Origin of the sequence: Oceanobacillus alkalisoli, assembly GCF_021556485.1 — a bacterium.
In the GTDB taxonomy this organism is placed as follows: Bacteria; Bacillota; Bacilli; order Bacillales; family Amphibacillaceae; genus Oceanobacillus; species Oceanobacillus alkalisoli.
Genome location: NZ_JAKGBW010000010.1, coordinates 33,300 through 58,577 on the forward strand (window position 1 = coordinate 33,300; position 25,278 = coordinate 58,577).

Here is a 25,278-nt window from a genome sequence, read left to right on the forward strand (position 1 = left end):
CCTAAAAGATACTCAAATCCCAATGGCTCGCAACATGACGTAACAGGCGGATACCCGCGGTACTGTTTCCCTGTTTATCAAGGGCTGGGCCATACACCCCGATTCCGCAGCCATCCATAAACGGCAATAATTCATCCCGTGCCCGCGGTGGGACTGTAGCCATTATACCACCTGAGACACCACTTTTGGCAGGAATTCCCACATAGGCAGCAAACTTCCCTGATGCATCATACATTCCACACGTAAGCATCAGCACTTTTGCCAGTCTTGCAATTTGCGTTGGAATCACTTCTTCTCCGGTCATTTTGTCTATTCCATCGTTGGCAAGAATAAGTCCCAGCCTTGCAAGGTCTTCTACCGAAATTTCAATTGAACATTGTTTAAAATATGTTTCCAATGTTATTTCTAAATCAGATTCAAGTACTCCTGTTTCTAATAAAAAGTAACCTATTGCCCGGTTGCGGATCGAAGTCTCCCGTTCTGATTCATATACGTCAACATTCAATTGCGGCCGGTACCCAAGAATTTTCTCAAACAGTTGAAAAATCCCTTCCAGCTTTTCGTTTGATGTTTCACCCTCTAGTAAAGAAGTGACCGTAATCGCTCCTGAATTTACGAGTGGATTGAATGGTTTTTCAATTTTTTTCATTTCCAGGTGCATAATGGAATTAAATGCTTCTCCCGTCGGTTCGACATCCACCCGGTTCAGCACGTAAGATACACCACGTTGCATACAGGCGATGATAAAGGAAAAGACTTTCGAAACACTTTGGATGGAAAATGTTGTATCGATGTCCCCGGATTGGATCGTCATTCCATTATTTCCGATTATCATGATTCCCAGCGCGTTCGGATCTGCTTTTTCAAGCTGCGGTATATAGGAAGCAAGTTTACCGTCCGCTGTATGTTTTCGGTAAAATTTAACCCAGTCATCGACATAATTTTGCAGCCATTCCTGGGTCAGCTCTGTATTTAGATTTGTAGAACCTTGTACCATCCCAATCACCTCTTTACTATATTTTATGCAATCTGCAGCAAAAGTCTCTAAAGTTTAACATAAAGTGAAACTTCAATCCGTAGGGTTCTTTTTCTTCCTCACTGATTGTCAGTTGAACGAATCGGGCCGTTACAGGCTGTTAAACCCCCGCTTGGGGCTTTTGAATCGTTCTCTATTCTTATAGTGAGAGTTTTACAAACGGTTATACTGCGACAAATTTATCTCCATTGTAGCAAGCTTCCATCATTTATGGCAAAGAAAAGAGGAGACTGAAAACAGCCTCCTCTTTTTCTCTCTATGTTATTTCTCCAATCAATCATCATAAATATCCAAATATATTCGTATTTTGCTGAAAAGCCACATCAGCTCCAGCGCCCAGCGACTAGCGAGACTTCCTTCACCTCCGTGCGATAAGTTAACATCAGCTCCCTTTGGTCGCTGTGTTTCCTTTATCTCCTACGGTAAAATAGGAAGTTCGATTAAGATCGCCACGTCCTGTGGCAACATCGAACTACCTCCCGTCCTGGGAGGCACAGTCCGTACGTCGCTACGACGCACAGGATGTGTTAGTGCAGGATTTGCGACAGGACGTCGCGTACTTTTCCTGCAAGGGCGCTTCCTCTCTAGTTATTTACCAATAAACATTTGTGTCCAGTGGTTTCCTTGCTCTACGAATCCAACTCCGATGTGTGTAAAGTTGCCGTTCATAATGTTGGCGCGGTGACCAGGACTGTTCATCCAACCGTTTACTACTTCTTCTGGTGAGCGCTGACCTTTAGCAATGTTCTCTCCAGCAGTGCTGTAGTTAATACCATAGCTCTTCATCATATCAAATGGAGAACCGTGGACCGGGCTATTATGGTCAAAATATCCATTTGTTGCCATGTCTTTTGATTTATCGCGAGCTACTTTACTTAGTTCAGTATCAATTTGAAGCGGAGCAAGACCTTGTTTCGCACGTTCTGCGTTTGTAAGTTCAACGACCTCTGCTTCAAATTCACTTAATTCACTTTGCTGCCCTGCTTCCTCTGCTGGCTGTTGGGCTTGCTGCGGCTGCTCCGGTTGCGGTTGTGGTGCAGCGGCTGGTGCCTCTGGTGTTTCCGGTTCTGCTTGTACCGGAGCTTTCTCTTGTGGCTTACTTACTTCTTCTTTCTTTTCAACTGGCTGCTCTTGCTTCTGTTCCGGTTGTTTCACTTCTTCTTTTCGCTGTTCAGCTTCTTTAGCAGGTGCCTTTTCAGCTTCTTCTTTTTTCTCGATTTCTTTCTTCTCTAACGTTACGAGTTTTTCAATTTGCTTCCAATCGAAATTAGTAAGATATTTCGATTGAACTCTATCTAATGCTTTCTTTAACAGATTAGAAGCATCTTCCTTCGTTAAACTTCCTGACTCCCCATTAATTGTGTAATGGATTTTATATGGTGACTGCTGCGGAGCTGACTCGGCATCTGCAGGAGATGAGAATGCACCTCCAAATGTCAAGATTGCGATTGCTGCAGTAGTTACTGTTATTTTGCGAAGCATGTTTTACCTCTCCTTGTATGTTTATTTTTGTGCTCTCTTGCTTGCAGATTCATATTATCACGACTTTTTTGTAATAATTAAGGGATAGATTTCCAGTGGATTCTACCATTTTTAAAAGTCTTATAGAATTTGCGTGAAACTTAAGTTTCCTATCCTTTTAGAGTCCGTATAAAAACCGAAATGAAGGAAATTGCTAAGTATTATGGCAGGTTTTACTAAAAGAACGCCCTTGACACTCCCTAAATTCTGAGCTTTTATTACAAAAAAGGTGATTTTTCATTACAAGGGATGAGAAAATGTAATTGAAATGTTACTTGATTTTTCCCCCTAAACTGTCTTACGTTTAAGAGAGGCAATATATAATTGATAGAGGACTATCTGTTTGTTGACGGATTACCTACAACGTGAATAGACGAAATTACACATCATTGGAGGATTATAAATATGTTTTCAAATGCAGAAATTGGAATTGACTTAGGAACCGCAAATATACTTATTTACTCAAAAACAAAAGGTGTCGTTTTAAATGAGCCATCTGTCGTGGCGATTGATGTTAATACAAAAGATGTTGTCGCTGTTGGAACAGAAGCAAAAGAAATGATCGGGAAAACTCCGAAAAATATTATTCCGATTCGCCCGCTCCGTGATGGGGTCATTGCCGATTATGATGTTACCGCCCAAATGCTTAAAGTATTCTTAAAGAAAGTAAGCAAAAAAATTGGTGTCTCCATGCGAAAGCCAACTGTTGTCGTCTGTACACCAGCAGGCAGTACTGCTGTAGAAAGACGGGCGATTCATAATGCGATCTCAAGCTTTGGCGCAAAAACCGTACATTTAATTGAAGAACCCGTCGCAGCCGCCATCGGAGCAGACCTTCCCGTGGACGAACCACTTGCTAGTGTCGTTGTTGATATCGGTGGAGGAACTTCAGAAGTCGGAATCATTTCCTTTGGCGGTGTCGTTTCCTCAAATTCAATCCGGGTCGGCGGAGATAATCTGGACGAGGAAATCGTTCACCATATCCGAAAAAACTATAATGTTTTAATCGGAGAACGGACAGCTGAAAATATTAAAATGGAAATCGGTTATGCCCATCCAAACCATAAAGAGGAAACGATGGCTATCCGTGGTCGGGATATGGTGACAGGCTTGCCGAAAACAATTGATATTACATCAACAGAAATTCATGAAGCAATTAAAGAACCGCTCCTTAAAATTCTCGATGCAGTAAAAGCCACCCTTGAAGACTGTCCGCCGGAATTAAGTGGAGATATCGTTGATCATGGTGTTGTATTAACAGGTGGAGGCTCCATGCTTCAAGGCATGAAAGAATGGCTTGCAGGTGAACTGAATGTCCCCGTCCACATGGCGCCAAATCCACAAGAAGCGGTCGCGATCGGCACAGGCAAATCTTTAAAAATCATCAATAAATTGCAAAAAGCAGCGAAATAACGGGACATGGGGTCAGTGAACTTGTCCCATTTCAAAACTAAAAGCCTTCCGGGCAAATTACCTCGGAAGGCTTTTTCATCCTATTCACAACTTAAAGCAGCATTTCCTTAATTTCTATCCCTCTTTCTTTCAACGCAGCAATATACACTTCACCAGGGACTGCGCGCTCCGGGGGATAAACTCCCTTCTTTGCAATCGTTCCTGCAGCGATAAGCTGTGCGACAATCGAAATCGTACTCGCCGTCACCCGTGCCATTGCGGTAATATTCAGGTCCGTATCTTTGAACGTCTGCATCTCATACTGGTATGTTCTCGGCTCTCCAGCCTTCATTCCAGAAACGACAACCCGAAGTAATACCGCATCATCTTTGTCACCCAGATTTACAATCGGATCAATCGCCTGTAAGACGACCTTACGCGGATTCACCTTTCTTCCATCCACTTCCACTTCAAAATCCGCTTTAGTAAGATTCAGATCAACAAGTAACTTAAATTTTTCTGCATGTCCCGGATAACGAATCGTTTTATACTCCAATGTTTGCACGTCCGGATACGACTGGGTTAGCGTCGATGTTCCCCCTGACGTATGAAATACTTCCAATGGACCGAACTTTTCAAAATGAATTTCCTCGATTTCTGATAAAGAAGGAATTAATTTTTGTTCTCCGTCCCGAATGATGAGTGAGGGATCTGTATAATGGTCAAAAACTCCTTCCATTGAAAAGACATGATTATACCCAAGTGGAGGATCTGGCCGGACTGGGATTCCTCCTACATAAAGCCTAATTTCCTTGAGCTGATCGAGTTTACGTGCCCCGTAGCCTGTAAGAATGTTAATCATTCCCGGCGCAACACCTAGGTCAGGGATAATGGTGACGTTCTTACGCTTCGCTGCTTCATCTAAAGTTAAAACCTTGTCTGTCATCCCACCAATATGTCCGCCTAAATCTACTACATGTGTACCGACAGCCGCTCCCGTTTTTGCAACTATTTCGTTAAACGAGTAAAAGAGCGCATTAATAACAACATCAAACCGCTTCATAAAACTCTCCAATTCATCCCGGTCACTAGCATCAACTTTATAAGTTACAAGCTTTTCCGAAGCAATTGCCTGTTCCGTTCGCTTCATCTTTCCAGCGTCAACATCAGCGAGCCCTACTACTTGCACATCTTCACTGTTCACTAAATCCCGCGCAGCTTCCTTTCCCATCAACCCAGAACCGAGCACACCGATTTTCACCTGCATCCCCCCAACAATAGTTGTGATATCTATTATTCTTCCACATCAATTTGGGCACGTTGCAATTTCCCGCTATAATCAACATAAACAGCTTTCCATTCGGTAAAAACATCTAATGCTTGAACACCAGAATCACGATGCCCATTCCCCGTACCTTTCGTTCCACCAAACGGCAAATGAATTTCCGCACCTGTCGTACCAGCGTTCACATAAACAATACCTGTGTCCAGATCCCGCTTGGCCCGGAATACTTGATTCACATCTTGTGTGAAAATGGAACTCGATAATCCGTACGTCACCCCATTATTCACTTCAATCGCTTCCGCAAAACTTTTAACAGGTATGATGGAAACGACTGGCCCAAATATTTCTTCTTGGGCAATGCGCATCGAACTTGTCGCGTCTGTGAATAATGTTGGTTCAAAGTAATGCCCTTTCGTATAAGAATTCCCTGTTAAAACATGCCCGCCTGCGAGTAACTTTGCTCCTTCATTTTTTCCAATCTCAATATAACGCTCCACTTTTTCAAGACCTGCTTTATTAATAATCGGTCCGACTTTAATGCCTTCTTCCAAACCATCACCGATCGTTAAACCTTTCATCGCTTCCAGCAGCCGTGTTTCAAATTCTTCCTTCACCGCTTTATGAACAATAACCCGACTGCATGCTGTACAGCGCTGACCACTTGTCCCAAATGCACTCCAAACGACTCCTTCAACCGCTAAATCAAGATCAGCATCATCCATTACGATAACAGCATTTTTTCCGCCCATTTCAAGCGACACTTTCTTCAGTTGTCTTCCGCATTCAGCGGCAATATTTCGTCCGACTTCATTCGAACCTGTAAAAGAAATCACCCGGATATCTTCATGATGTACCAGCGCATCTCCAACCGTACCACCTGTCCCAAATACAACATTCATCACCCCTTCAGGCAACCCTGCCTCTTCAAAAATCTTCGCCAGTTCATATGCCATAATCGGGGTCTCTGTTGCCGGTTTCCAGACGACGGCATTACCTGCAACAATTGCCGGAAAGGACTTCCATGTCGCAATCGCAATCGGAAAATTCCACGGCGTAATAATCCCTACAACACCAATTGGCGCCCGCTCGCTCATCGCGAATTTATCCGGCAGTTCCGCAGGGGTCGTTTGTCCGAATAACCGTCTTCCTTCTCCTGCCATATAAAAAGCCATATCAATTCCTTCTTGGACCTCTCCCCTTGCTTCCTCCAGCACTTTGCCATTTTCCATTGTAAGCAGACGGGAGAGATGCTCTTTTTTCTCTTTCATGAGTGAACCGACCCGGTAAAGTATTTCAGCCCGCTGTGGTGCCGGCACAAGCGCCCATTTTTTCTGAGCACGTTTTGCGGCCGCTACTGCTTCAGCAACTGCCGCTTTCTCTGATAATGGCACTTGGACGATTTCTGCACCAGTCGCCGGATTATAAACAGCCGTCCATTCACTTCCCCCCACCCATTCACCAGCAATATAATTTTGCAATATTTTTTCTTCCATGTGAAAAAACCTCCTTCTATATTCTACTTTTATAATAGGAAAGCATGCTTCAAACTTTATTTTTTTACCACCTTTTAATTGAAAGCGATATCACTTCATCTATATACTATATTCGATATTTCTTTGCTTTTTCCTGTTTCATGGGTAAAATTACTACTAAGTATAACGGATATAAATGGAATTTAAGGGAGGAATGACTTTGCAACTTGTGACAGTAGACTTTGACGGAACTTTATTTCAAGGGGATTCTTTTAATCTAATGTTCCAGGCAGGGAAGAAAGAGTTCGGTATGAGAGAATGGTCAACCGTATTAATCGGCACGATTCAAGCGTTGTTTTTAGGAATGACAAAAGGTAAACATGCACTGCGGATTCATTTCTTCAAAGCTTTCGCCAAAACATTCAAAGGGAAGACGGAAAAAGAACTTGGACACTTTTTCGACGAGCTGATTGAAGCTGGAAAAAATCAGATTAACGAACCGCTCGTACATAAAATAAAGGAACATCAAGAAAACGGCATGCAAGTCATCATTCTTTCGGGAGCATTAAAGCCATTTTTAGATGCATTAACTGAAAAGCTGGGACTTACCGTTACGACGATCGGCACGGAATTATGTTTTGAACAGGATGGGAAATGTACGGGTGAAACTGGTCCGGTCATTAATGGGGAAGAAAAAGTTCAGGCAGTGACCAATTGGCTGGAAAAACTCCAGCTTAAGCCCGAAGAGACGGAAATCTGGGCTTATGCAGATAGTAAAAGTGATATCCCTCTCCTGCATTTTGTTGATAAACCGATGATCGTTAATCCGAAGAATGGTATGAGAGAGGTCGCTAAAATGAACCAATGGCCTATTTTTGGAGGGAATTAATAAAGTGAAACTTCATTCAGTAGGAGTTTCCTTATCTCCCTTTCTGCATGTTAGTTGAACAGAATCAGGGATTTACGGACTGCTTATCCCCGCCTCCTCATTTTGAATTTCCCTCATGTTTAGAGGTGGGGGGATTACAGACCGTTAATGTGTGATAAAACTTGGAGGTTAAAGACCGCCCATACTTGAGCATGGAGTGGTTCTCTTTATTTTCATTCCTTAATCAAAAGTAACTGCCAAGCTCTTAAGCTTAAGGGACGGGGAGCCAATATAACCTGACCCGCTCATTGGTGAAAATTCAAGATCTGCCCCGACTTCTTCAACATCTTGTAATACTTCAAAAAAGTTACCGGCGACCGTCATCAGTGTCGTTGGTCCAATGATTTTACCATTCTTTACATAAAATCCATTAGCGGCTAGAGAGAAATCACCAGAAATTGCGTCAGCCCCCGAATGAAGTCCCGCCAAATCCGTGATGATGATGCCTTCTTGCAGATTGCCATATAACGCCTCATACGCTTTCTCTGCGGGCACCACATACAAGTTTGAGGCACTGACCCCAATCGTTTCTTTATAAGACGATTTATAGCCATGTCCTGTAGAAGAAACACCGTCTTTCTTTGCCGTTTTTAAATTATGGAGGTAGGATTTCAGTTCTCCGTTCTTCACTAGGTTTAACTCGCTCGTTGGCACCCCTTCTGAATCAAAGTTTCCACTATGCGTTCCTTCAGGTAAAAAGGGATTATCCAATAAAGAAACTTGTGCTGACGCTATTTTTTCATCCAACTTCCCTTTTAAACGTGATTGGCCTTTTTGAACCGCTTCAGCAGAGAACGATGATGCAAAGGTTGCGACAAGTGCCGCTGCAGCGGTATTTTTAAGAATGACTGGATAGGTTTGATTAGGATAAGCCTCTTCACCAAGATGACTTAGACTCTTTTCAACTGCTTCTTTCGCTATTTTTTCGGCATCGAGTGAAGCGAAGTCCTTCGTTATTTTAAAATAAAAATCTGACTTGATTTCTTCCCCTTCTTTTACAACGACAGAAAAGATGGCATATAAGAAGTTATTTCGATCGTTTAGCGTGAGTCCTTTGTTATTAAACAACCCTTTTTCAATAGATTGATCCTGGATTGCTGCATAATCCGTTTGAAAAACCCGCGGGTCATAGGCATAAATTTTCTTCTCGACTTCTTTTAAGAACGCAATTTTTTCTTCGGCTGTTACTTCATCAAGTTTTGGTGAATAAAAATCCGTTTCCTGATAAGTTGCACCCTCACCTGTAAAAAGCTCTTCAGGCTCCTCTTCTATCAATGGTGCATTTTCCTGAATACTTTTCAGCAAAAATGACACCGATTCCCCGTCCAGCTTCTCAGTATAAGCATAACCCATCTGCCCATCATAAAGCCCGCGAACAGAGACACCATTGACGGTAGAGGACTCATACCCATCTATTTCACCTTTAAAGATTTGCACAGAAAAACTTTCCTGTTTCTCGTAATACAGCTCTAAATCGGTAAACCCTAATTTTTCTCCTTCTGTAAAAAGCCGCTTCTGGAATGTTGCTAAATCCATTTAGTTTGCCTCCCTTCCACCGACCGTAATTTCACTCACACGGAGCATCGGCTGACCAACGTTTACTGGAATGCTTCCGCTTGATGCACCGCACATACCCGCACCATGGGCCAGGTTATTGCCAACCATATCTACTTTTTGAATTGTTTTTGCACCATTTCCAACTAAAGTTGCCCCACGTATTGGTTTGTCGATCTTTCCATCCTTCACGATGTATGCTTCATTTACAGCAAAGTTATAATCGCCCGTTGCCGGATTGACCGAACCACCTCCCATATATTTCGCATAGATGCCATGCTCCGTATTTGCAATGATTTCTTCAGGTGTAGATTTTCCTTGTGCGATATACGTATTTGTCATTCGGGAAGTTGGGGCGAATTTATAGGATTCCCGTCGTCCCGAACCGGTTGAATCTGCTTCCATTCTTCTACCGTTGAATTTATCAATCATATATCCTTTTAAAATACCATTCTCGATTAAGGTATTTTTTCTTGCCTTTTCTCCTTCATCATCGATGTTGATGGAACCCCATTCATTTGGTATCGTTCCGTCATCAATATATGTAACTAGGTCTGACGCAACTTTTTCACCAATCTTACCTGCGAATACTGAGTTGTTTTTTGCAACAGCTTCTGCTTCTAATCCGTGACCGCATGCTTCATGGAAAATAACTCCACCAAATTCATTATCAATAATTACTGGAAATTTCCCGCTCGGTGCAGGGTCTGCATGGAGCATCGTGACAGCAATCCGGGCTGCTTCTTTTGCATAATGATTGAGATCCAGTCCTTCGATGAATTCAAAGCCCTGATACGCACCTGGTCCATAGACCCCTGTCTGCATGTCTGTTCCATCCGATGCAACGGCTATAATCGCCATCCTGCTCCGTACGCGTTTGTCTTCTACAAAAGTTCCTTCCGAATTGGCGATTAACACGTTTTGTTCTTCATCGTTCAACCTGACAATTGCCTGGGAAATAGCTGGGTCGTAATTGGTTACAATATCACTAGCATTCCTTAATACAGCTAATTTCCGATTTTTCTCCACACCGCTCGGCATTAGCTGGATCGGATGAGCTGTTTCAATGGATTGTTTATCCAGTGGTAAGATAATCTCCTTTTCACTTTTCACTCCCTGAAGCGCTTCTGCGGCGGTCTTAGCAGCTTTTAGAAGACCTTCCTCGGAATAGTCGTTTGTATATGCATAGACACTTTGCAGTCCTTTAAAAATCCGAATTCCCACACCGAAATCACGTCCTGCTAAGCTTTTTTCCAGTTTTCCGCCTTGATAATGCATATTATTCGTAAATCGATTTTCCACAAATACTTCAGAAAAGTCGCCACCTGTTGTAAGTGCGGCAGAAAGCACATTTTCAATTAAAGCTTTATTCAGCATATGATTCCTCCTTTTTTTAATTTTTATAAAATACATACATTTATTATACGGTAAGGAGCACTTGTCTTGAAAGCGAAATGAAGGAAATTTTTCAAAAACGATTATCTATAAAATGAAGCTACAATAAATCGAGGTTTTTCTTCATAGTTGAGCGATTCGGGGTGAAACCAATCCGTTCTGTTTTTCGTATGTAAATAGAGAGAACAATCACGATGCTCGAAAATTGTTTGAATACAAGGGGCTGTAACGATGTTGCGTTTTTTTCGAAATTGGCGTCATCAGCGGAAATTAGGAAAAGTAAAACCTGGTGACGGACATACACTAAAAGCTTATCGTTTTTATCATCTGCTTTCCCGCTCACTTTTTCATATCAAATTAAATGAAGAAGATGGGGACCTTCACACTTATATGGTCAATGTTAATTATTTCAGTGAGGAATCGAAAGCAGACCTTTACTATGATGGTAAACATATTGCCACTTCCAAGCTGCCGGCTGCTTTTCCTGTTCCCGGTGGATTCATCGAGGTTGAAACGACAACTTATGGTCTGAAACGTATGCATTTCATCTCTGAAGAAGGAAACGAACAACAACTCAGCCCACATCCTGGTTCGACAGAAGGACTCCGGATGAGGTTCGATCAGCGCTTTCCCAAGATAAGCAAGACGATTGGAATTCTGGCAGTTGCTATTTTACTCACATCCATTCTGCTTGGGTTACCGCAGCTTATTGCACTTCTTACGGAAATACCAATCGTTCAGGAGCATATCGGGACATTCGAATCCCCTATCATTCTACCAGGCTGGTTTAATACGTTCCTCGTTGTTGCGGGAGCTTTAGCAGCATTCGAGCGCGCCCTCACACTCCGGAATCATTGGCTAATTGATATGGACACCAACTTATGGGACGACTTCGGTTAATCAACATTTGATTTTTAGTTTTTTCTCCACAAAAAAACACCGTCCCTAAGGTTGGTGTTTTTTCGTTCTCATTTATATAATTTCCTAAATTCATCCCGTGCTTCTGCCGAGAGCGAACCACCGATATCCATCAGTTCGACAATATCTTTAAACGCTCGTTCCGGGATTGCCAAATCAGCAATTTCCTCAGCGGTGAAGCCTAAATTGATATCATCTTCCTTACCATCTTCAAGCTTATGGACAAAGTCCGGCTCTGTAACAAAAGGAGTCGACATTCCGACCATATCCGAATACTCCAAAGCTTCCAGTGCTTTTTCCGGAGAATTGATGCCGCCGCTCGACATGACTGGTACGCGCCCTGCAATATGGTCGTAAACGACTTTATTCATAATCTCATCTTTATACTTGCCCTGGCGAATAGTCTGTTTATAAATATTCTTCCCCCAGCTTGCAGTAGCCAGGTAATGAATATCCGCCACTTCCATAATCCGGTCCAGAAAATAAAGAAATTCTTCCGCACTATAACCAATTTCATTCCCGCGGGTTTCTTCCGGTGTCGCTCGGAACCCGAAAATAAAGCCTTCCGGTGCCTCCTCGTCAATTACCTTTTGCACAGCTTCCATCACTTCCGTCCCGAAACGCACACGATCATCAAGACTTTTCACACCATACTCATCATCTCGTCTATTGGAAAATGTTGAGAAAAATGTTTGAATCAGTAAGCGCTGGGCGCTGGATATTTCCACGCCATCAAAACCCGCTTGGATCGCCCGGCGAGTCGCATCCGCATACTGAGTTATGACTTTATTTATTTTCCGTTTACTCATCGGGATGACCGTATGTTCTACAGGTGTTTTAAGCTCTAGCTCACTCGGTCCATAGACGACACCGAAATCGCGGAGAGCAATTTTTGAAAAGCGTCCCGCATGTGTTAATTGGATAATCGCTTTTGAACCATCCTTTTTCATAGCCCGGGCTAGCTTCTTCAACCCTTCAATACTATGGTCATCATCAATACTGAAACCATATTCAAATAACTGGCCATATGTTTCAATATAGGCAGCTCCTGTAACTTGCATTGGAGCGGAACCTGCCCGTCGCTCGGCATATGCGATATCCTCCTCCGTCACATGACCTTCTCTCGTAGATGAATTCGTTATCATTGGGGACAACACAAAGCGGTTATCCAGTTTTATTCCATTTGGTAATGAAATTTCTTTAAACAAGGGCCTATATCTTTCCGTTGTCTTCATATCTATCACCTGATACCCTTCTAAATATATTTTATTTATCAACGCTTCCCTATCTGTACTACTATTTTTTCGTCAATGACTATAACAACTTGACCTCATTTATATTAAATCTATCATATGTCCGAATATTTTACCAATGTAAAACTTATCTTACCATGGTAGAAGTTTTATATGCTATACTGTAACATAGATTTAGAATTATAAAAGAAAGAGGGATAAATAATGAAAAAAAGAGGTAATTTCTTATTTATAGAGAAGCAGGATGACGTTTACACAATCAGTCTAACACCAGAATTACAAGATGATATTGGTACAGTTGGTTTTGTCGAATTCAGTACAGGCGATACTATCCAAGCAGAAGAGCCAATCCTGAACTTGGAAGCTTCTAAAACGGTACTGGAAATTAATACACCACTAACTGGAAAAGTAGTGGAGCGTAATGAAGCAGCGGTAAAAGAGCCATCGCTTTTAAACTCAGCTAAACCAGAAGAAAATTGGATTGTGAAATTAACGGATGTGGACGAAGCTGCCTTCAATAAACTGGAAGAAGCATAAGTATGATGAATCAAGAAGCTAGATTGGATTATCTCAACCACTATTTGCTTGAAGAAAATCCGAATGATGAGGCGCTCCACTCGCAAAAAGGAGCCTCATCTTTAGATGAAAAAATCGCTTTATTCCGTGGGCTATGCAATATCCGAGAGCCTGAGCCGGTCACGGAACAGTTTCTTGAAATTCAAGATGCTTTCTTAACGGAATGGAATCAAGAACGGAAAATAACTTCCTTAAAAGATTTAGAAGAAGTCAAACCGCAACTTTACATTTTCCAAGGTGATATCACAAGCCTCGCTGTTTCGGGAATCGTAAACGCAGCAAACAGTGAATTACTAGGTTGTTTACTGCCTAACCATAACTGTATTGACAATATTATCCATACACACGCCGGGGTACAGCTCCGGCTCGAGTGCAACAGAATCATGGAAGCACAAGGTCGGAAAGAGCCAGTTGGGAAAGCGAAAATCACCAATGCATATAACTTACCGGCAGACTATGTCGTCCATACTGTTGGACCATATATCGATGAGCGAGGTGTCACTCCGTTAAAAGAAGAACTCCTTGGATCTTCTTATCGCTCCTGCTTACAGATTGCAGATGAACATGGGCTCGAGTCGATTGCTTTTTGCTGTATATCTACAGGTGAATTCAATTTTCCTAACGAGCGGGCAGCGGAAATTGCGGTTCAAACGGTACAAGCATATTTAAACGCTACCAAATCAAACTTAAAGGTCGTTTTCAATGTGTTTAAAGATATTGATTTTGAAATTTATCGCAATATACTGGTTGGTAAAGAATAGGAGAATACGATGCAACGAGAAAATAATTATTGGCAGACATTAACGAAAGAGTCTTCCCTGTCTCAAGCTGAACTGTTAAAAGAATTAGTCGATGAAGCAGAAGCAGTTGTCATAGGAATCGGTGCGGGAATGTCCGCAGCTGCAGGATTTACCTATGTCGGGAAACGGTTCACAGACGCCTTCCCTGATTTCATTTCAAAATATCGCTTCTTCGATATGCTACAAGCAAGTCTTTTCGAATATGAAGATGTTCAAGAATATTGGGCATTCCAGAGCCGGTTCAGTCTGCTGAATTTCTTTGATCAGCCGGTTGGACAGGCCTATATTGATTTACGAGAAATGTTGACGGCGAAAAACTATCATATCATTACAACGAACGCGGATAATGCTTTTTATGCAGCAAAATATGATATGGATAAAGTTTTCCGTATTCAAGGTGAATACGGCTTATGGCAATGCGTGAATCATTGTCACCAACAAACGTATCAGGATGAAGCATTGATTCGTGAGATGGTAGAGAAACAAGTCCATATGAAAGTTCCAAAAGAATTAGTTCCTTATTGTCCAGAATGCGGAGCCCCGCTGGAAGTAAACAAACGGACCGTAGAAAAAGGCATGGTGGAAGACGCCCATTTTCATGAACAAAAGAATCGTTATGAACAATTTTTACATGAAAATAACGGGAAAAAGGTTCTCTTTCTGGAAATCGGGATCGGTCATACGACACCGCAACTCATTAAACATCCGTTTCAGCAAATGACGGAAGAAAATGAAAAAGCCCTTTTCGTTACGATGAATCAGAAAGATTACTTCATCCCGCAGAGCATACGTCCACAGACAATACGACTGGATGAAGATATCGCAGAAGTGTTGCACACAGCAACTGGAAAGTAAACATTGGGGGTAAGGAACATGTATTTAATCGAGCAGAAACGGAATGGAAAATGGGTTCATGATCCAGGTACAACGATGGCTATCCAAGAATATGTGAAAGATAATATTTTTCTTGATGGTGACGTCTTATTCCCATACATGATGCACCCCGCTGTACAGATTGGTAAATTCCAAAATGCATATGAAGAGATCAATCAACCCTATATGGATGAACATCATATTAAGATTATCCGCCGGGAAACTGGTGGTGGTGCAATTTATCTCGATGACCGGAATATGAGCTTTAGTTTCCTGCTCCACGGAACGAATGATATTTATGGAAATTACGCTAAACTATATGAACCCGCTATAAAAGCATTAATTAAGCTAGGTGTTGATGAGAACTTACTAGAGCAAAAGGGTCGGAATGATCTTGTATTAGACGGGAAGAAGATTTCCGGAGCCGCAATGACGGTACAACAGGGCCGGGTATATGCAGGTTACTCCTTATTAATGGATCCAAACTATGAAGCAATGACAACTGTCTTAAACCCGAATCAGAAAAAAATCGAGTCGCATGGCATCCAATCAGTACGTAGCCGCGTTGGATCCATCCGCCCCTATCTCGCACCGGAACATCAAGATATGACTGTATGGGAATTTACAGATTATATGATTTGTGAATTACTTGGAATCCGAGATGTGAGTGAAGCGAAACGATATGAACTGACAGAAGAAGACTGGGCTGCAATCGACAAACTGACAGCCGAGAAATATAATAACTGGGATTGGATCTATGGCAGATTCCAGCAATTTGAATACCACTTGACCGAACGTTTTCCAATCGGTACAGTTAGTGCCGGTTTAACGATTGAACATGGTAAAATCGCTCAGATTCAAATTAGCGGTGACTTCTTTGGAACAAAGGATATTAAAGATGTGGAAAATGTATTACTGGGCGTTCGTCTCCGGAAAGATGAACTATTGCACGCCCTAGAACCAATCGATCTCACTCCATATGTCGGTAAACTCACGAAAGACGAATTCGTCAGTTTTATTTTAAGTGAATAAACAAAGGCGGAAGCGCCCGTTTAGCAACGTACAAACTGTGCCTCCCAGGATGGGGTGAACTTAATCGAACTTCCATTCTTCTTTTTGAGATAAAGGAAACTCAGGCGACGATAGTGAGTTGATGTTGATTTTTCACCGCAAGGGTATAAGTGCGACTAAGCCTCACAAAGACCAAACGGCTAAGTCTTCTTTATCGAGTGGAGGAGTGTGAAGTTTGATAGTTGCTGGGCGCAGAGCGGACGTGGCTATCCTAGGTAAAACAGGAATAAACAAATGATGACCTGGAAAGAAGGATGATGTTGGTTAAATTAGGGATATTAGATTACGCACAAATTGATGAAGGTAGTAACGCGAAAGATGCTCTAGAGCAGACAGTAGAGCTTGCTCAGTTCGCAGAAAAATTAGGTTACAGCCGTTTTTGGATGGCAGAACATCATAATGTTCCTGCGTTTGCAAGCAGTTCACCGGAAATGATCATGATGCAGTTGGCAAATGCAACAAAGCGGATCCGACTTGGGTCTGGCGGAGTAATGCTACCCCACTATAGCCCATTAAAGGTCGCCGAAAATTTCCGGTTGCTTGAGGCGTTTCACCCTAATCGTATTGATTTAGGTATCGGCAATACGGTAGGAACAGCGCTTGTCAATCGGGCAATGAATGAACATAAAGGGGAAAAGCTTGACTATGGATCGAGCATTACAGACATCGCAGCGTATTTAACTGATGGTGTAAGCGAGGAACACCGTTTTGACGGACTCTCCGCAAATCCGGTTATTCCCACCGTTCCCGAAATATGGCTTTTATCCATGAGCATTCGTACAGCGAAGATTGCAGCTAAGCTTGGTGTCGGCTATACGTACGGCTATTTCCTTGGCGGTATGGACAGATTTGATATTGGCGTAAAGGCTGTCGAAACATACCGACGGGAATTCACAGCCTCCCGATTCATGCAGGAACCGAAAGTTTCGCTTGCCTCTTTTGTCATCACAGCGGAAACGGAAGGATTAGCAAATGAATACCGGGAAGCGCTGGATTTATGGTTGCTTGGGAATGATCAGTTCAGTCAGTTTAAAAAGTTCCCATCGGTGGAAACCGCTAGGAACTACAACTATTCTGCCGAAGAAAGGGAAAGCATCCAGGCAAATCGTGAACGGATGATTACCGGGAGTGTGATGCAGGTTACCGAACAATTAAACAGCCTGACCGACCGCTTGCAAGCTGATGAAGTGCTAATCGTACCACTGCTTCCACATATTACGCTCCGGAAAAAAGCCATCGAATTACTAGCAGAGGCGTATTTGTGATATTTCCAAAAAATGGAACGAATAAAAGACTCTTAATAACAGCCTTTTATTCGTTCCATCAATTTGTTTTAATCCGTACTATAGCGATAAATAAGTTCGAAGCTATCTTCATCAAGTAGTTCTGCAATATGAACGTGGATTCCATGACCAAAAGTCACTTCCGAATCCGTCACCGCAACAACCATTGCCTTCGTGTTGTTCCGTTTATCAAGATAAATATCACCAACATACGGTTGTAATGTTACGTCTTTCTCCGCCAAATAAGAAATCGATTCATCTTTTAAACGTTGCTCTTCCGGTACAAGCTCCTTATCGTAGTAGGCAATCTCCTGACTTGCTTCACTTTGACCAGGGACGAGCATAACGTATTCATGATGTTTCACTGCGTTGTCTCTTGTTGTCCTCACGTTATTTTCGTCAATTTTTTCTACCTTTTCAATTTCGTTTAGCGAATAATGATCAAATAAGTCTGGGGCAGGCTTGGTAATTAAAATATAATCCCCTGTTTCCGGTTTTTTATATTGATCAATCGTATAGCGTTGTCCGTAGAAAATAAAAGTATCATTATGTTTTGGTCGATATAGCTCAATGTCTGCTGCCCGTGTAAGTATCTGCTTCATATCTTTCAGTCGATATAAGTGTACCGATTGCCTGAACATTGGCTTAACTGAGTATACTTTATGCAACTCATTTTCATAAAAAACAAATTGTCCCTTACGAACCTGATATAACTTCATATACTACCTCCTGATTTCGTTAAACAAAAACGTCTCTACTTGTTCATGATTCACCACAATAAAACTTTCTAAACCTGATATCTACTGATTCCCGGAAGCTTCAACGATTAAAGACAATTCTTCCCAGCGTTCCATTTTAAGGTCAAGTTCTTCTTGTACTTCTTCTTGTTCCTTGAACAGACGCTGCACTTCTCCAGCATCACTGCCAGCATCAGCAACCCCTTGTTCCAACTCGGAAACTCGTTCCTCTAGAGCCATTATATCATCTTCAATCGTTTCCCATTCTTTTTGTTCCAGATACGTCAATTTCTTTTGCTTTTTTTCCTTCACGATTGGCTTTTCTCGTTTTGGCAGCTTTTCTTCTGATTCTTTCATACGGTTTTTTTCCAAGTATTCGCTGTATGTGCCAAGATACCGCTCGATTTCCCCTGTTTCGGTAAATATAATTAACCGTTCCGCCACTCGGTCAAGGAAATACCGATCATGGGAAACCGTAACGACAACACCAGGGAAATGATGGAGATACTCTTCTAACACACCTAATGTTTGTGTATCCAAATCATTCGTCGGCTCATCCAGGAAAAGGACGTTCGGCTCTTCCATGAGGATTTTCAATAAATATAGACGACGCTTCTCCCCTCCCGAAAGTCTCCGGATATACGTATATTGCTCACTGCGGGAAAAAAGGAATCGCTCACACATCTGCTCAGCTGTAATGACGTCTCCATCGACAGTATGAACGACTTCAGCTGTTTCTTTTATATAATCAATGACATGCTGCTCGCCGTCCAGTTCTTCATCACCTTGTGTATAGTAACCGATTTTTACCGTTTCGCCTACTTCCACACTACCAGTGTCGGGTGCAAGGCGCCCAGCCATAATATTGAGCAAGCTTGTTTTTCCAGAACCATTCGGTCCGATAATACCGATGCGGTCTCCACGTATAATCAGCTCACTGAAGTCTTCAAGAACTTGTTTATCAACGAAAGATTTTGAAATATTTTCAAGCTCCAATACTTTTTTACCAAGCCGGTGAGAGCCAACCTGTACTTCTATTTCCTGATTCTTCGTGTCGAACTTCTTCTCTTGCAATTCTTCCACTCGCCCTATTCTCGCTTTTTGCTTTGTCGAACGGGCTCTTGCACCGCGCTTTAGCCACGCAAGTTCCCGGCGGAGGAGATTATGATGTTTTGCTTCACTTTCCCGTTCCAATTCTTCACGTTCCGCTTTCTTCTCAAGGAAAAATTCATAGTTTCCTTCATACGAATAAAGATTTCCATTATCTAATTCAAAAATTCGATTCGTCACCCGATTTAAAAAGTAACGGTCATGGGTTACGAGCAAAAGCGCTCCCGGATACGTTTGCAAGTACTTTTCCAGCCATTCCACTGTTACATGATCAAGATGGTTTGTCGGCTCATCAAGAATCAATAAATCCGCTGGTTGGATTAGTGCTTTTGCTAATGCAATCCGTTTCTTTTGACCACCGGATAGTTCTCCTGTTCTTTTTTCAAACGCGGTAATCCCTAATTTCGTTAAAATCGTTTTCGCCCCGGTATTCGCTTCCCAGGCATCTTGATCATCCATTTGACGCTGCAAGTTCAATAATGTTTCTTGCAGTTTTTCGTTTTCAGGTTCCATCTGAAGTTCTAATAATGCATGCTCATAAGCTCGAAGCAACTTCATCAGCGCAGAATCGCCGTAATAAATCTGCTCGATTACGGTAAGTTGCGGATCCAGTTCTGGCTCCTGTGCTAAATATTCTATTTCATAATCTTTCGCTTGAGCGATCGTTCCTTTTTCCAAGGATGCAAGTCCGGCAATCGTACGAAGAAGTGTAGATTTCCCTGTACCATTTACACCAATCAATCCAATCCTTTCAGACGGGGAAATGGTAAAATCGATGGAGTCAAAAAGGATTTTATCTCCATACGATTTATATAATTGTTCAGCTGTTAGCATAAAAAATCCTTCCTATTCGGTTTTTTCTTTCCTTACTTTCAATAGACTTTTGACGACCATTACAATTAAAAACAGCAACCATGAAGTTACCCCATAAAAAATGTACCTGCTTGTATCTGTCATGTCATTATAGAAGAAAAACATTCCTAGCCAAACGACCGCAATCATACCTAACTGGGCAACTAAAAGCTTATTCATGCTTCACCCTCCGTTCATTACTCTTCTCCTACTAAGTTTATCTCACAAACACGAATATTTCCATTTAAACACACGCACAAAAGCGGAAGCGCCCGGATAGCGACGTACAAACTGGAGCACTCTGCAAGGAGATAAAGGAAACTCAGGCGACGATAGTAAGTTGATGTTGACTTTCACCACAAGGGTATAAGGGCGACTAAGCCTCACAAAGATCAAACGGCTAAGTCTTCTTTATCGATTGGAAGAGTGTGAGTTTGGGACTGGGCACTGCTCGCTCCACCAAAAGATCTGCTAGTCGCTGGGCGCTGAAGCTGGCCGTGGCTGTTCCAGTAAATAAAGTAGATCTGTAATCTAATGTATTACAGTTACACACACAAAAGGCAAGCTTCAGCGCTCGCCTCGTTTTATATTATAAAAATGCCTTTTATTTACCTGGCAAGGACATCATGATATTCGACAGTTTCTTCCATTCGTTTCTTGGCAAATACACAAAGAGGCTTAATTTTCTTCTGATGCTCGCGAGCGTATAAAACGACTTGCTCCAATAATTTTCCAGCAATCCCTTGACCTCTTAACTCATCCGAGACATAAGTATGATCGATGACTACTAATGATCTACTTGATTCTACATATGTTATCTCAGCAAGCGGTGATTTTACATCTTCGCCTACGTAAAATTTATTTCCAGCTTTCTTAATGGTCGTTGTCATCTTAAATCCTCCTAAACATAAGTTCCTTTCTATTATAACTCATAATTATTACTTTTTGTGAAAACATCAAAAAAATATTCATATAAGATTTACATCAGCTTCATAATACGCTAATATACTTATTTTAGAATTAGCAGTAAAGAACTAGAACATGACTAAGCTCTCTCGGAATGGAAGAATAACAGTTTCTATTTTCTCCGGTCTGTGGACTTCCTGTGCGTTTCCTTACCTTCCCGCTGAATGTTAGTTGAACGTTATCGTAACAGCTTTAATTTTTATTGACAATGCATACTTATCAGTTTCCCTCTCCCGTCATTTTTGTTACGTTTAAGTATAGGAGGCGATATAAGATGCAACAACTCGCTTTTGAAGCAGCCTGGGATAAGACGATTGCCCCGATTGACCGTGCAAATATTATATCTCTATTTCAGGAAACAGTTGATAAAAACGAGCAAGATCTTGTAACGGTACCGATTAGACAAGCAGTTAATCATAACGAAGATTTACTTGTTATGGTGCTCATCCATAATTTTTCAAATGCTGATTTTCCCTTGACGGATGTCCATGCTTCCTATACAGAGGCGGATGAATTAATCGCCGAACTTGATTTTTCATTTCCACAGCTGAATATACGACAGAAGACGAGCATACCTTGGACGTTTATTTTCCCTAAGGTGACTTGGCAAAAGTCTCCTTCCTTTGAAAATGGCAGACTCCAAGTTAGTAAAAAAAAGAAAAATTAGTAAATGGGTGAAATTTTGCAATTATTAATGATACAATAGGTAAAAGCTAAATATTCTAGCGCTTAATACAAAGGAAAGAGGAGTGGAATGCATGCAGGAAAAACATTTAGAAAGAATTCGAAATGGAAAAGGTTTCATTGCAGCACTTGACCAAAGTGGTGGAAGTACACCGAAAGCCCTGAAAAATTATGGTATAGCAGAAGATGCATACGGTAACGAAGACAAGATGTTCGATCTCGTTCATGATATGCGTACCCGGATTATAACTTCACCAGCCTTTAACTCTGAACGTATTCTTGGCGCAATATTATTTGAACAGACGATGGATCGTCGTATCGAAGGGAAATTCACCGCAGACTATTTAGCAGAAGATAAAGGGATTGTCCCGTTTCTGAAAGTTGACAAAGGGCTTGCTGAGAAGTCAGATGGCGTCCAGCTCATGAAACCGATCACTGACCTGGATGAGTTGCTGAAACGAGCAAATGAACGGAATATTTTCGGTACGAAGATGCGCTCTGTCATCAAACAGGCAAAGCCCGAAGGTATTCAAAAAATTGTCGAGCAGCAATTCGATATTGGGAAAGAAATACTTGCTGCCGGTTTAGTTCCAATCATTGAACCTGAGGTAGATATTTTCAGTGAAGACAAATCCCAATCAGAAGAGATTTTGAAGGAAGAAATATTAAAACAACTAAATGAATTAGCTGATGGACAGGATGTTATGCTGAAGCTGTCGATTCCTACCGTAGCCAACCTTTACAAAGAAGTCGTTGCCCACCCACGCGTCATTCGGATTGTTGCTTTATCGGGAGGTTACCCACTGGTTGAAGCAAATGAGAAACTGAAAGAAAATGATGGTGTCATTGCGAGCTTCTCAAGGGCGCTCACGCAGAATCTCAATGTCAATCAAACCGACGAAAGCTTTAACCAAGCTTTAGACGAAGCAGTGGAAACCATTTATGATGCTTCTGTAAATAAAAATTAAAACATTTAATGAATTTCATAATAAGGATTTACCGCTCCTTCGCCACAACATGTAGTTGCGTAGAAGCTTTCTTAACTACATGCTGTGGCGAAGGAGCCGTTTTTGTTAATTATGAAATTCATTAACCTATTGATGTGATAACCAACAACTGATACGGTTATACACATAAGTATATAACCACATTACCAGAACGATCAAAGGAGGGATGTGGGAACCATCCTCAGGCAAAATGCTCATCAATGGAGAAGCTCCATTTGAAAATGCGGAAATCATGCAGCAAGTTGCTTTCCTGTACAGTAAAGATAATAGCGGAGAGACCGATAATGTAAAGACATTGCTGAAAAGTTTACATTTACAATCATGCCTTCGTTGCGAGCAATGTATATATACTTGTGATCGGGATTGTTGTCATTTCATTTATGCCGTATTTTGTAGAGATGGGAGTAACACGGAAAAATTATTTTTATGGGAATACAATCGCAAGTCTCTGTCTATCCATATTAATTCCAGTCTTTGCTTATGTACTCACAATTTTTGAGAAATTGATTTTAGGTAATTTTAAAGAACCGAATTTTAATATCAAATCCGCTGCAGATGGCAATTTCATTGGCGATTTGTTGCAAAGTATTTTAATTACGCCTTATGTTGATGTGGAGACGAATATATTGCTGTCCCTTGCAGTGTTTAGTTTAAATATCTTTGCATTTTATTTGATCGGCTCGTTGATTGGTGCAGCATTTTATCGGCTTGGGGTGATCGGCGGGATTTTAGTTATCGCCATCGGCATCGTCCTTATTACTGCAAAAGACTCCATGCAGCGTATCGAAATGGACTTGCCGCTGTTTGAAACCTATGCCTTCTTTGATGCAGTTCCAAGTAATATTGCTTATATACTACTTGTGGTTGTCATGCTCATTCCACTAATCCTTATTCGAACATTGATAAAAAGAGCACCGATTAAAATCTAAAAAAGAGGGGTCAGCTCCCCTCTTTTTCATATTGTCTCTGCTTCTGTTTTAACTAACTTTTTCCTTAACCATGGCTGGGATTTCCAGCGACGGTAGGCAAAAATGCCACGGAACCACTCGTCGACACCTTGCGCAAGCCACACACCGAGTAATCCAAGGCCGAAATGAATACCGAAGACATAACTTAGGACAACGGCAAGGCCCCACATGGAGATGACACCAATTACAACAGGGAAACGAACGTCCCCGACTGATTTCAAGGACCCCATCAAGACCATATTCACAGCACGACCCGGCTCGATAAACACAATCGCCCAAAGGACTGGAATTGCAACTGCAATAATTACCGGATCACTTGTAAACAGACCAAGCAGACCTTTTCCGGTTAATGCGATAATCAGTGAAATGGCAAGCGAAACAGAGACGGCAATCCGCAATGTTTTCAACCCCCGCTTCAATGTTCGCTCATACATCCCTGCTCCAATATAGCGTGCCACTAAGAGTTGGGTCCCTTGGGAAATCGCCATTGTAAACATGAAACAAAACATCGATATATTTAAAATATAAACTCGTGCAGCAAGTGCCGCATCTCCAATGAGCGCTACGAATCCCGTAATCACCACCTGCGAGAACTGATAAGATAGCTGCTCTCCAGCAGATGGTACTCCAATCCCCATCAGATTCTTAATGTTTTTCTTATCAATTTTAATGATGTCTTGGAGGCCGAATTTAATCGCGAGTCGTTTATACACGAATACAAGTAATGCTAGGACAAGGAATATCCGAGCAACAATAATAGAAACGGAAACTCCGACAACCCCTGTCACCGGAAGGCCGAACAACCCATGGATTGCAATAAAGAATCCAGCGATACTAATTATATTCATAATTACCGTAACAAACATCGTTTCCCTTGTATAACCGTGACTTCTCAATACAGCACTAAGCGCCAGAGCGACAGCTTCAATACAGAGAGAAAGTCCTGTAATTGCGAGAAATGAATACGCATAATCATATACCGCACCACTCAACCCGTAAAGACTTAAAAATATACCGCCAAATGCGATTACAATAATCGTCATCACGATACCGACCCAGAAATTCAGCCCGAACGCTGACCTGGCGTAATCCCGCGCGGTTTTTATCTCGTTCGCGCCAAGATTTTGTCCGATTAGAATCGTCGCTCCGACAGCCGTCACATTAAAAAGAATAATAAAAATGTTAATAATCTGGTTCGCTACACCTACACCAGCAACAGCCTGATCGGAGTAGCTACTTAATATAAATGTTGCAAGAATCCCCACGCTCATATGAAGAGAGATTTCAATAAAAAGTGGCCATGTAATATTAAACAGCGACTGTTCTTGATATTTATTTTTTTCTATATTCAATTGAAATCGTTCCTCCTTCACCTATTAATTTTTAAAAATTCCAACAACCTATCATAATTTCTTACCAGTAAAAAAGACCGCCCGAAAATCCGTAATTAAATACACGAACTCTCGCAGGCAGCCATTGGCATCGGTGTTATGTCACTAAAATCTCTCTAGCGTAAGGGTTTGTATTTGATTATTTTCCATTAGAATATTATATCATAGGTGAATTAATTATTTCAATGATTTTTCAATAAATATTT

Annotated in this window: 23 protein-coding genes; 11 read left to right on the forward strand and 12 right to left on the reverse strand. The window is 41.6% G+C overall.

Annotated elements, in window-relative coordinates:
• Position 1: 1 nt before the first annotated feature.
• Both LZD48_RS10840 and LZD48_RS10845 read right to left on the reverse strand, forming a co-directional pair.
• The gene (locus LZD48_RS10840) at positions 2-997 is read right to left on the reverse strand and encodes a glutaminase (RefSeq protein WP_235762770.1); all 996 of its coding nucleotides are present in this window, start codon (positions 995-997) and stop codon (positions 2-4) included.
• Positions 998-1,624: 627 nt separating this feature from the next.
• Entirely contained in the window at positions 1,625-2,518 is an 894-nt protein-coding gene (locus tag LZD48_RS10845; RefSeq protein WP_235762771.1) for a CAP domain-containing protein, read from the reverse strand.
• 444 nt (positions 2,519-2,962) lie between these two features.
• Here LZD48_RS10845 and mreBH point away from each other — a divergent pair, with 444 nt between their 5' ends.
• Complete coding sequence (gene mreBH, locus LZD48_RS10850; protein ID WP_235762772.1) at positions 2,963-3,970, forward strand: rod-share determining protein MreBH; 1,008 nt, start codon at positions 2,963-2,965, stop codon at positions 3,968-3,970.
• A gap of 91 nt (positions 3,971-4,061) precedes the next feature.
• Here mreBH and LZD48_RS10855 read toward each other — a convergent pair whose 3' ends face one another.
• A complete protein-coding gene (locus tag LZD48_RS10855; protein ID WP_235762773.1) occupies positions 4,062-5,210 on the reverse strand; it encodes a saccharopine dehydrogenase family protein in 1,149 nt (382 codons plus the stop codon).
• Between the two features lie 32 nt (positions 5,211-5,242).
• Positions 5,243-6,727 (reverse strand): aldehyde dehydrogenase family protein, encoded by a 1,485-nt coding sequence (locus LZD48_RS10860; RefSeq protein WP_235762774.1) that lies wholly within the window; start codon positions 6,725-6,727, stop codon positions 5,243-5,245.
• Positions 6,728-6,935: 208 nt separating this feature from the next.
• On the opposite strand from LZD48_RS10860, the gene LZD48_RS10865 reads away from it, so the two are divergent.
• On the forward strand, positions 6,936-7,595 hold the full coding sequence (locus tag LZD48_RS10865) for an HAD family hydrolase (protein ID WP_235762850.1): 660 nt from the start codon (positions 6,936-6,938) through the stop codon (positions 7,593-7,595).
• 219 nt (positions 7,596-7,814) lie between these two features.
• Here LZD48_RS10865 and LZD48_RS10870 read toward each other — a convergent pair whose 3' ends face one another.
• Complete coding sequence (locus tag LZD48_RS10870; protein WP_235762775.1) at positions 7,815-9,170, reverse strand: TldD/PmbA family protein; 1,356 nt, start codon at positions 9,168-9,170, stop codon at positions 7,815-7,817.
• Positions 9,171-10,565, reverse strand: a complete 1,395-nt coding sequence (locus LZD48_RS10875; RefSeq protein ID WP_235762776.1) for a TldD/PmbA family protein — start codon at positions 10,563-10,565, stop codon at positions 9,171-9,173.
• A gap of 249 nt (positions 10,566-10,814) precedes the next feature.
• Between LZD48_RS10875 and LZD48_RS10880 the strand changes: the two genes are divergently transcribed.
• Positions 10,815-11,483 (forward strand): hypothetical protein, encoded by a 669-nt coding sequence (locus LZD48_RS10880; protein WP_235762777.1) that lies wholly within the window; start codon positions 10,815-10,817, stop codon positions 11,481-11,483.
• Between the two features lie 68 nt (positions 11,484-11,551).
• Here the strand turns inward: LZD48_RS10880 and LZD48_RS10885 are convergent, their stop codons facing one another.
• A complete protein-coding gene (locus tag LZD48_RS10885; protein ID WP_235762851.1) occupies positions 11,552-12,736 on the reverse strand; it encodes an NADH-dependent flavin oxidoreductase in 1,185 nt (394 codons plus the stop codon).
• 222 nt (positions 12,737-12,958) lie between these two features.
• Between LZD48_RS10885 and LZD48_RS10890 the strand changes: the two genes are divergently transcribed.
• The 5 genes from LZD48_RS10890 (at position 12,959) to LZD48_RS10910 (ending at position 17,339) form a co-directional block, all read left to right on the forward strand.
• Positions 12,959-13,291 (forward strand): glycine cleavage system H family protein, encoded by a 333-nt coding sequence (locus LZD48_RS10890; protein WP_235762778.1) that lies wholly within the window; start codon positions 12,959-12,961, stop codon positions 13,289-13,291.
• Between the two features lie 2 nt (positions 13,292-13,293).
• Positions 13,294-14,091: a protein-ADP-ribose hydrolase gene (locus LZD48_RS10895; RefSeq protein ID WP_438822758.1), complete on the forward strand. Its 798-nt coding sequence runs from the start codon at positions 13,294-13,296 to the stop codon at positions 14,089-14,091.
• 9 nt (positions 14,092-14,100) lie between these two features.
• A complete protein-coding gene (locus LZD48_RS10900; protein ID WP_235762779.1) occupies positions 14,101-14,985 on the forward strand; it encodes an SIR2 family NAD-dependent protein deacylase in 885 nt (294 codons plus the stop codon).
• An 18-nt stretch (positions 14,986-15,003) separates the two neighbouring features.
• Positions 15,004-16,035, forward strand: a complete 1,032-nt coding sequence (gene lplA, locus LZD48_RS10905; protein ID WP_235762780.1) for a lipoate--protein ligase — start codon at positions 15,004-15,006, stop codon at positions 16,033-16,035.
• A 296-nt stretch (positions 16,036-16,331) separates the two neighbouring features.
• Positions 16,332-17,339 carry an LLM class flavin-dependent oxidoreductase gene (locus LZD48_RS10910; RefSeq protein WP_310739809.1) on the forward strand — a complete coding sequence of 336 codons (1,008 nt, stop codon included), beginning with the start codon at positions 16,332-16,334 and terminating at the stop codon, positions 17,337-17,339.
• 68 nt (positions 17,340-17,407) lie between these two features.
• Here the strand turns inward: LZD48_RS10910 and LZD48_RS10915 are convergent, their stop codons facing one another.
• From LZD48_RS10915 to LZD48_RS10930, 4 genes are all read right to left on the reverse strand, one after another.
• Positions 17,408-18,076 (reverse strand): hypothetical protein, encoded by a 669-nt coding sequence (locus tag LZD48_RS10915; protein ID WP_235762781.1) that lies wholly within the window; start codon positions 18,074-18,076, stop codon positions 17,408-17,410.
• Between the two features lie 81 nt (positions 18,077-18,157).
• A complete protein-coding gene (locus LZD48_RS10920; RefSeq protein WP_235762782.1) occupies positions 18,158-20,038 on the reverse strand; it encodes an ABC-F family ATP-binding cassette domain-containing protein in 1,881 nt (626 codons plus the stop codon).
• A 12-nt stretch (positions 20,039-20,050) separates the two neighbouring features.
• Complete coding sequence (locus LZD48_RS10925) at positions 20,051-20,236, reverse strand: hypothetical protein (RefSeq protein ID WP_235762783.1); 186 nt, start codon at positions 20,234-20,236, stop codon at positions 20,051-20,053.
• A 428-nt stretch (positions 20,237-20,664) separates the two neighbouring features.
• Positions 20,665-20,946, reverse strand: coding sequence for a GNAT family N-acetyltransferase (locus LZD48_RS10930; RefSeq protein ID WP_235762784.1), 282 nt, complete (start codon positions 20,944-20,946; stop codon positions 20,665-20,667).
• A gap of 350 nt (positions 20,947-21,296) precedes the next feature.
• On the opposite strand from LZD48_RS10930, the gene LZD48_RS10935 reads away from it, so the two are divergent.
• The 3 genes from LZD48_RS10935 to LZD48_RS10945 all read left to right on the forward strand — a co-directional run bounded on the left by LZD48_RS10935 (position 21,297) and on the right by LZD48_RS10945 (position 23,642).
• The gene (locus tag LZD48_RS10935) at positions 21,297-21,689 is read left to right on the forward strand and encodes an SLAP domain-containing protein (RefSeq protein WP_235762785.1); all 393 of its coding nucleotides are present in this window, start codon (positions 21,297-21,299) and stop codon (positions 21,687-21,689) included.
• Positions 21,690-21,780: 91 nt separating this feature from the next.
• Positions 21,781-22,674, forward strand: coding sequence for a fructose bisphosphate aldolase (locus tag LZD48_RS10940; RefSeq protein ID WP_235762786.1), 894 nt, complete (start codon positions 21,781-21,783; stop codon positions 22,672-22,674).
• A 392-nt stretch (positions 22,675-23,066) separates the two neighbouring features.
• On the forward strand, positions 23,067-23,642 hold the full coding sequence (locus LZD48_RS10945) for a hypothetical protein (RefSeq protein ID WP_235762787.1): 576 nt from the start codon (positions 23,067-23,069) through the stop codon (positions 23,640-23,642).
• 26 nt (positions 23,643-23,668) lie between these two features.
• Here LZD48_RS10945 and LZD48_RS10950 read toward each other — a convergent pair whose 3' ends face one another.
• The gene (locus tag LZD48_RS10950) at positions 23,669-25,033 is read right to left on the reverse strand and encodes an MATE family efflux transporter (protein ID WP_235762788.1); all 1,365 of its coding nucleotides are present in this window, start codon (positions 25,031-25,033) and stop codon (positions 23,669-23,671) included.
• Positions 25,034-25,278: the final 245 nt, after the last annotated feature.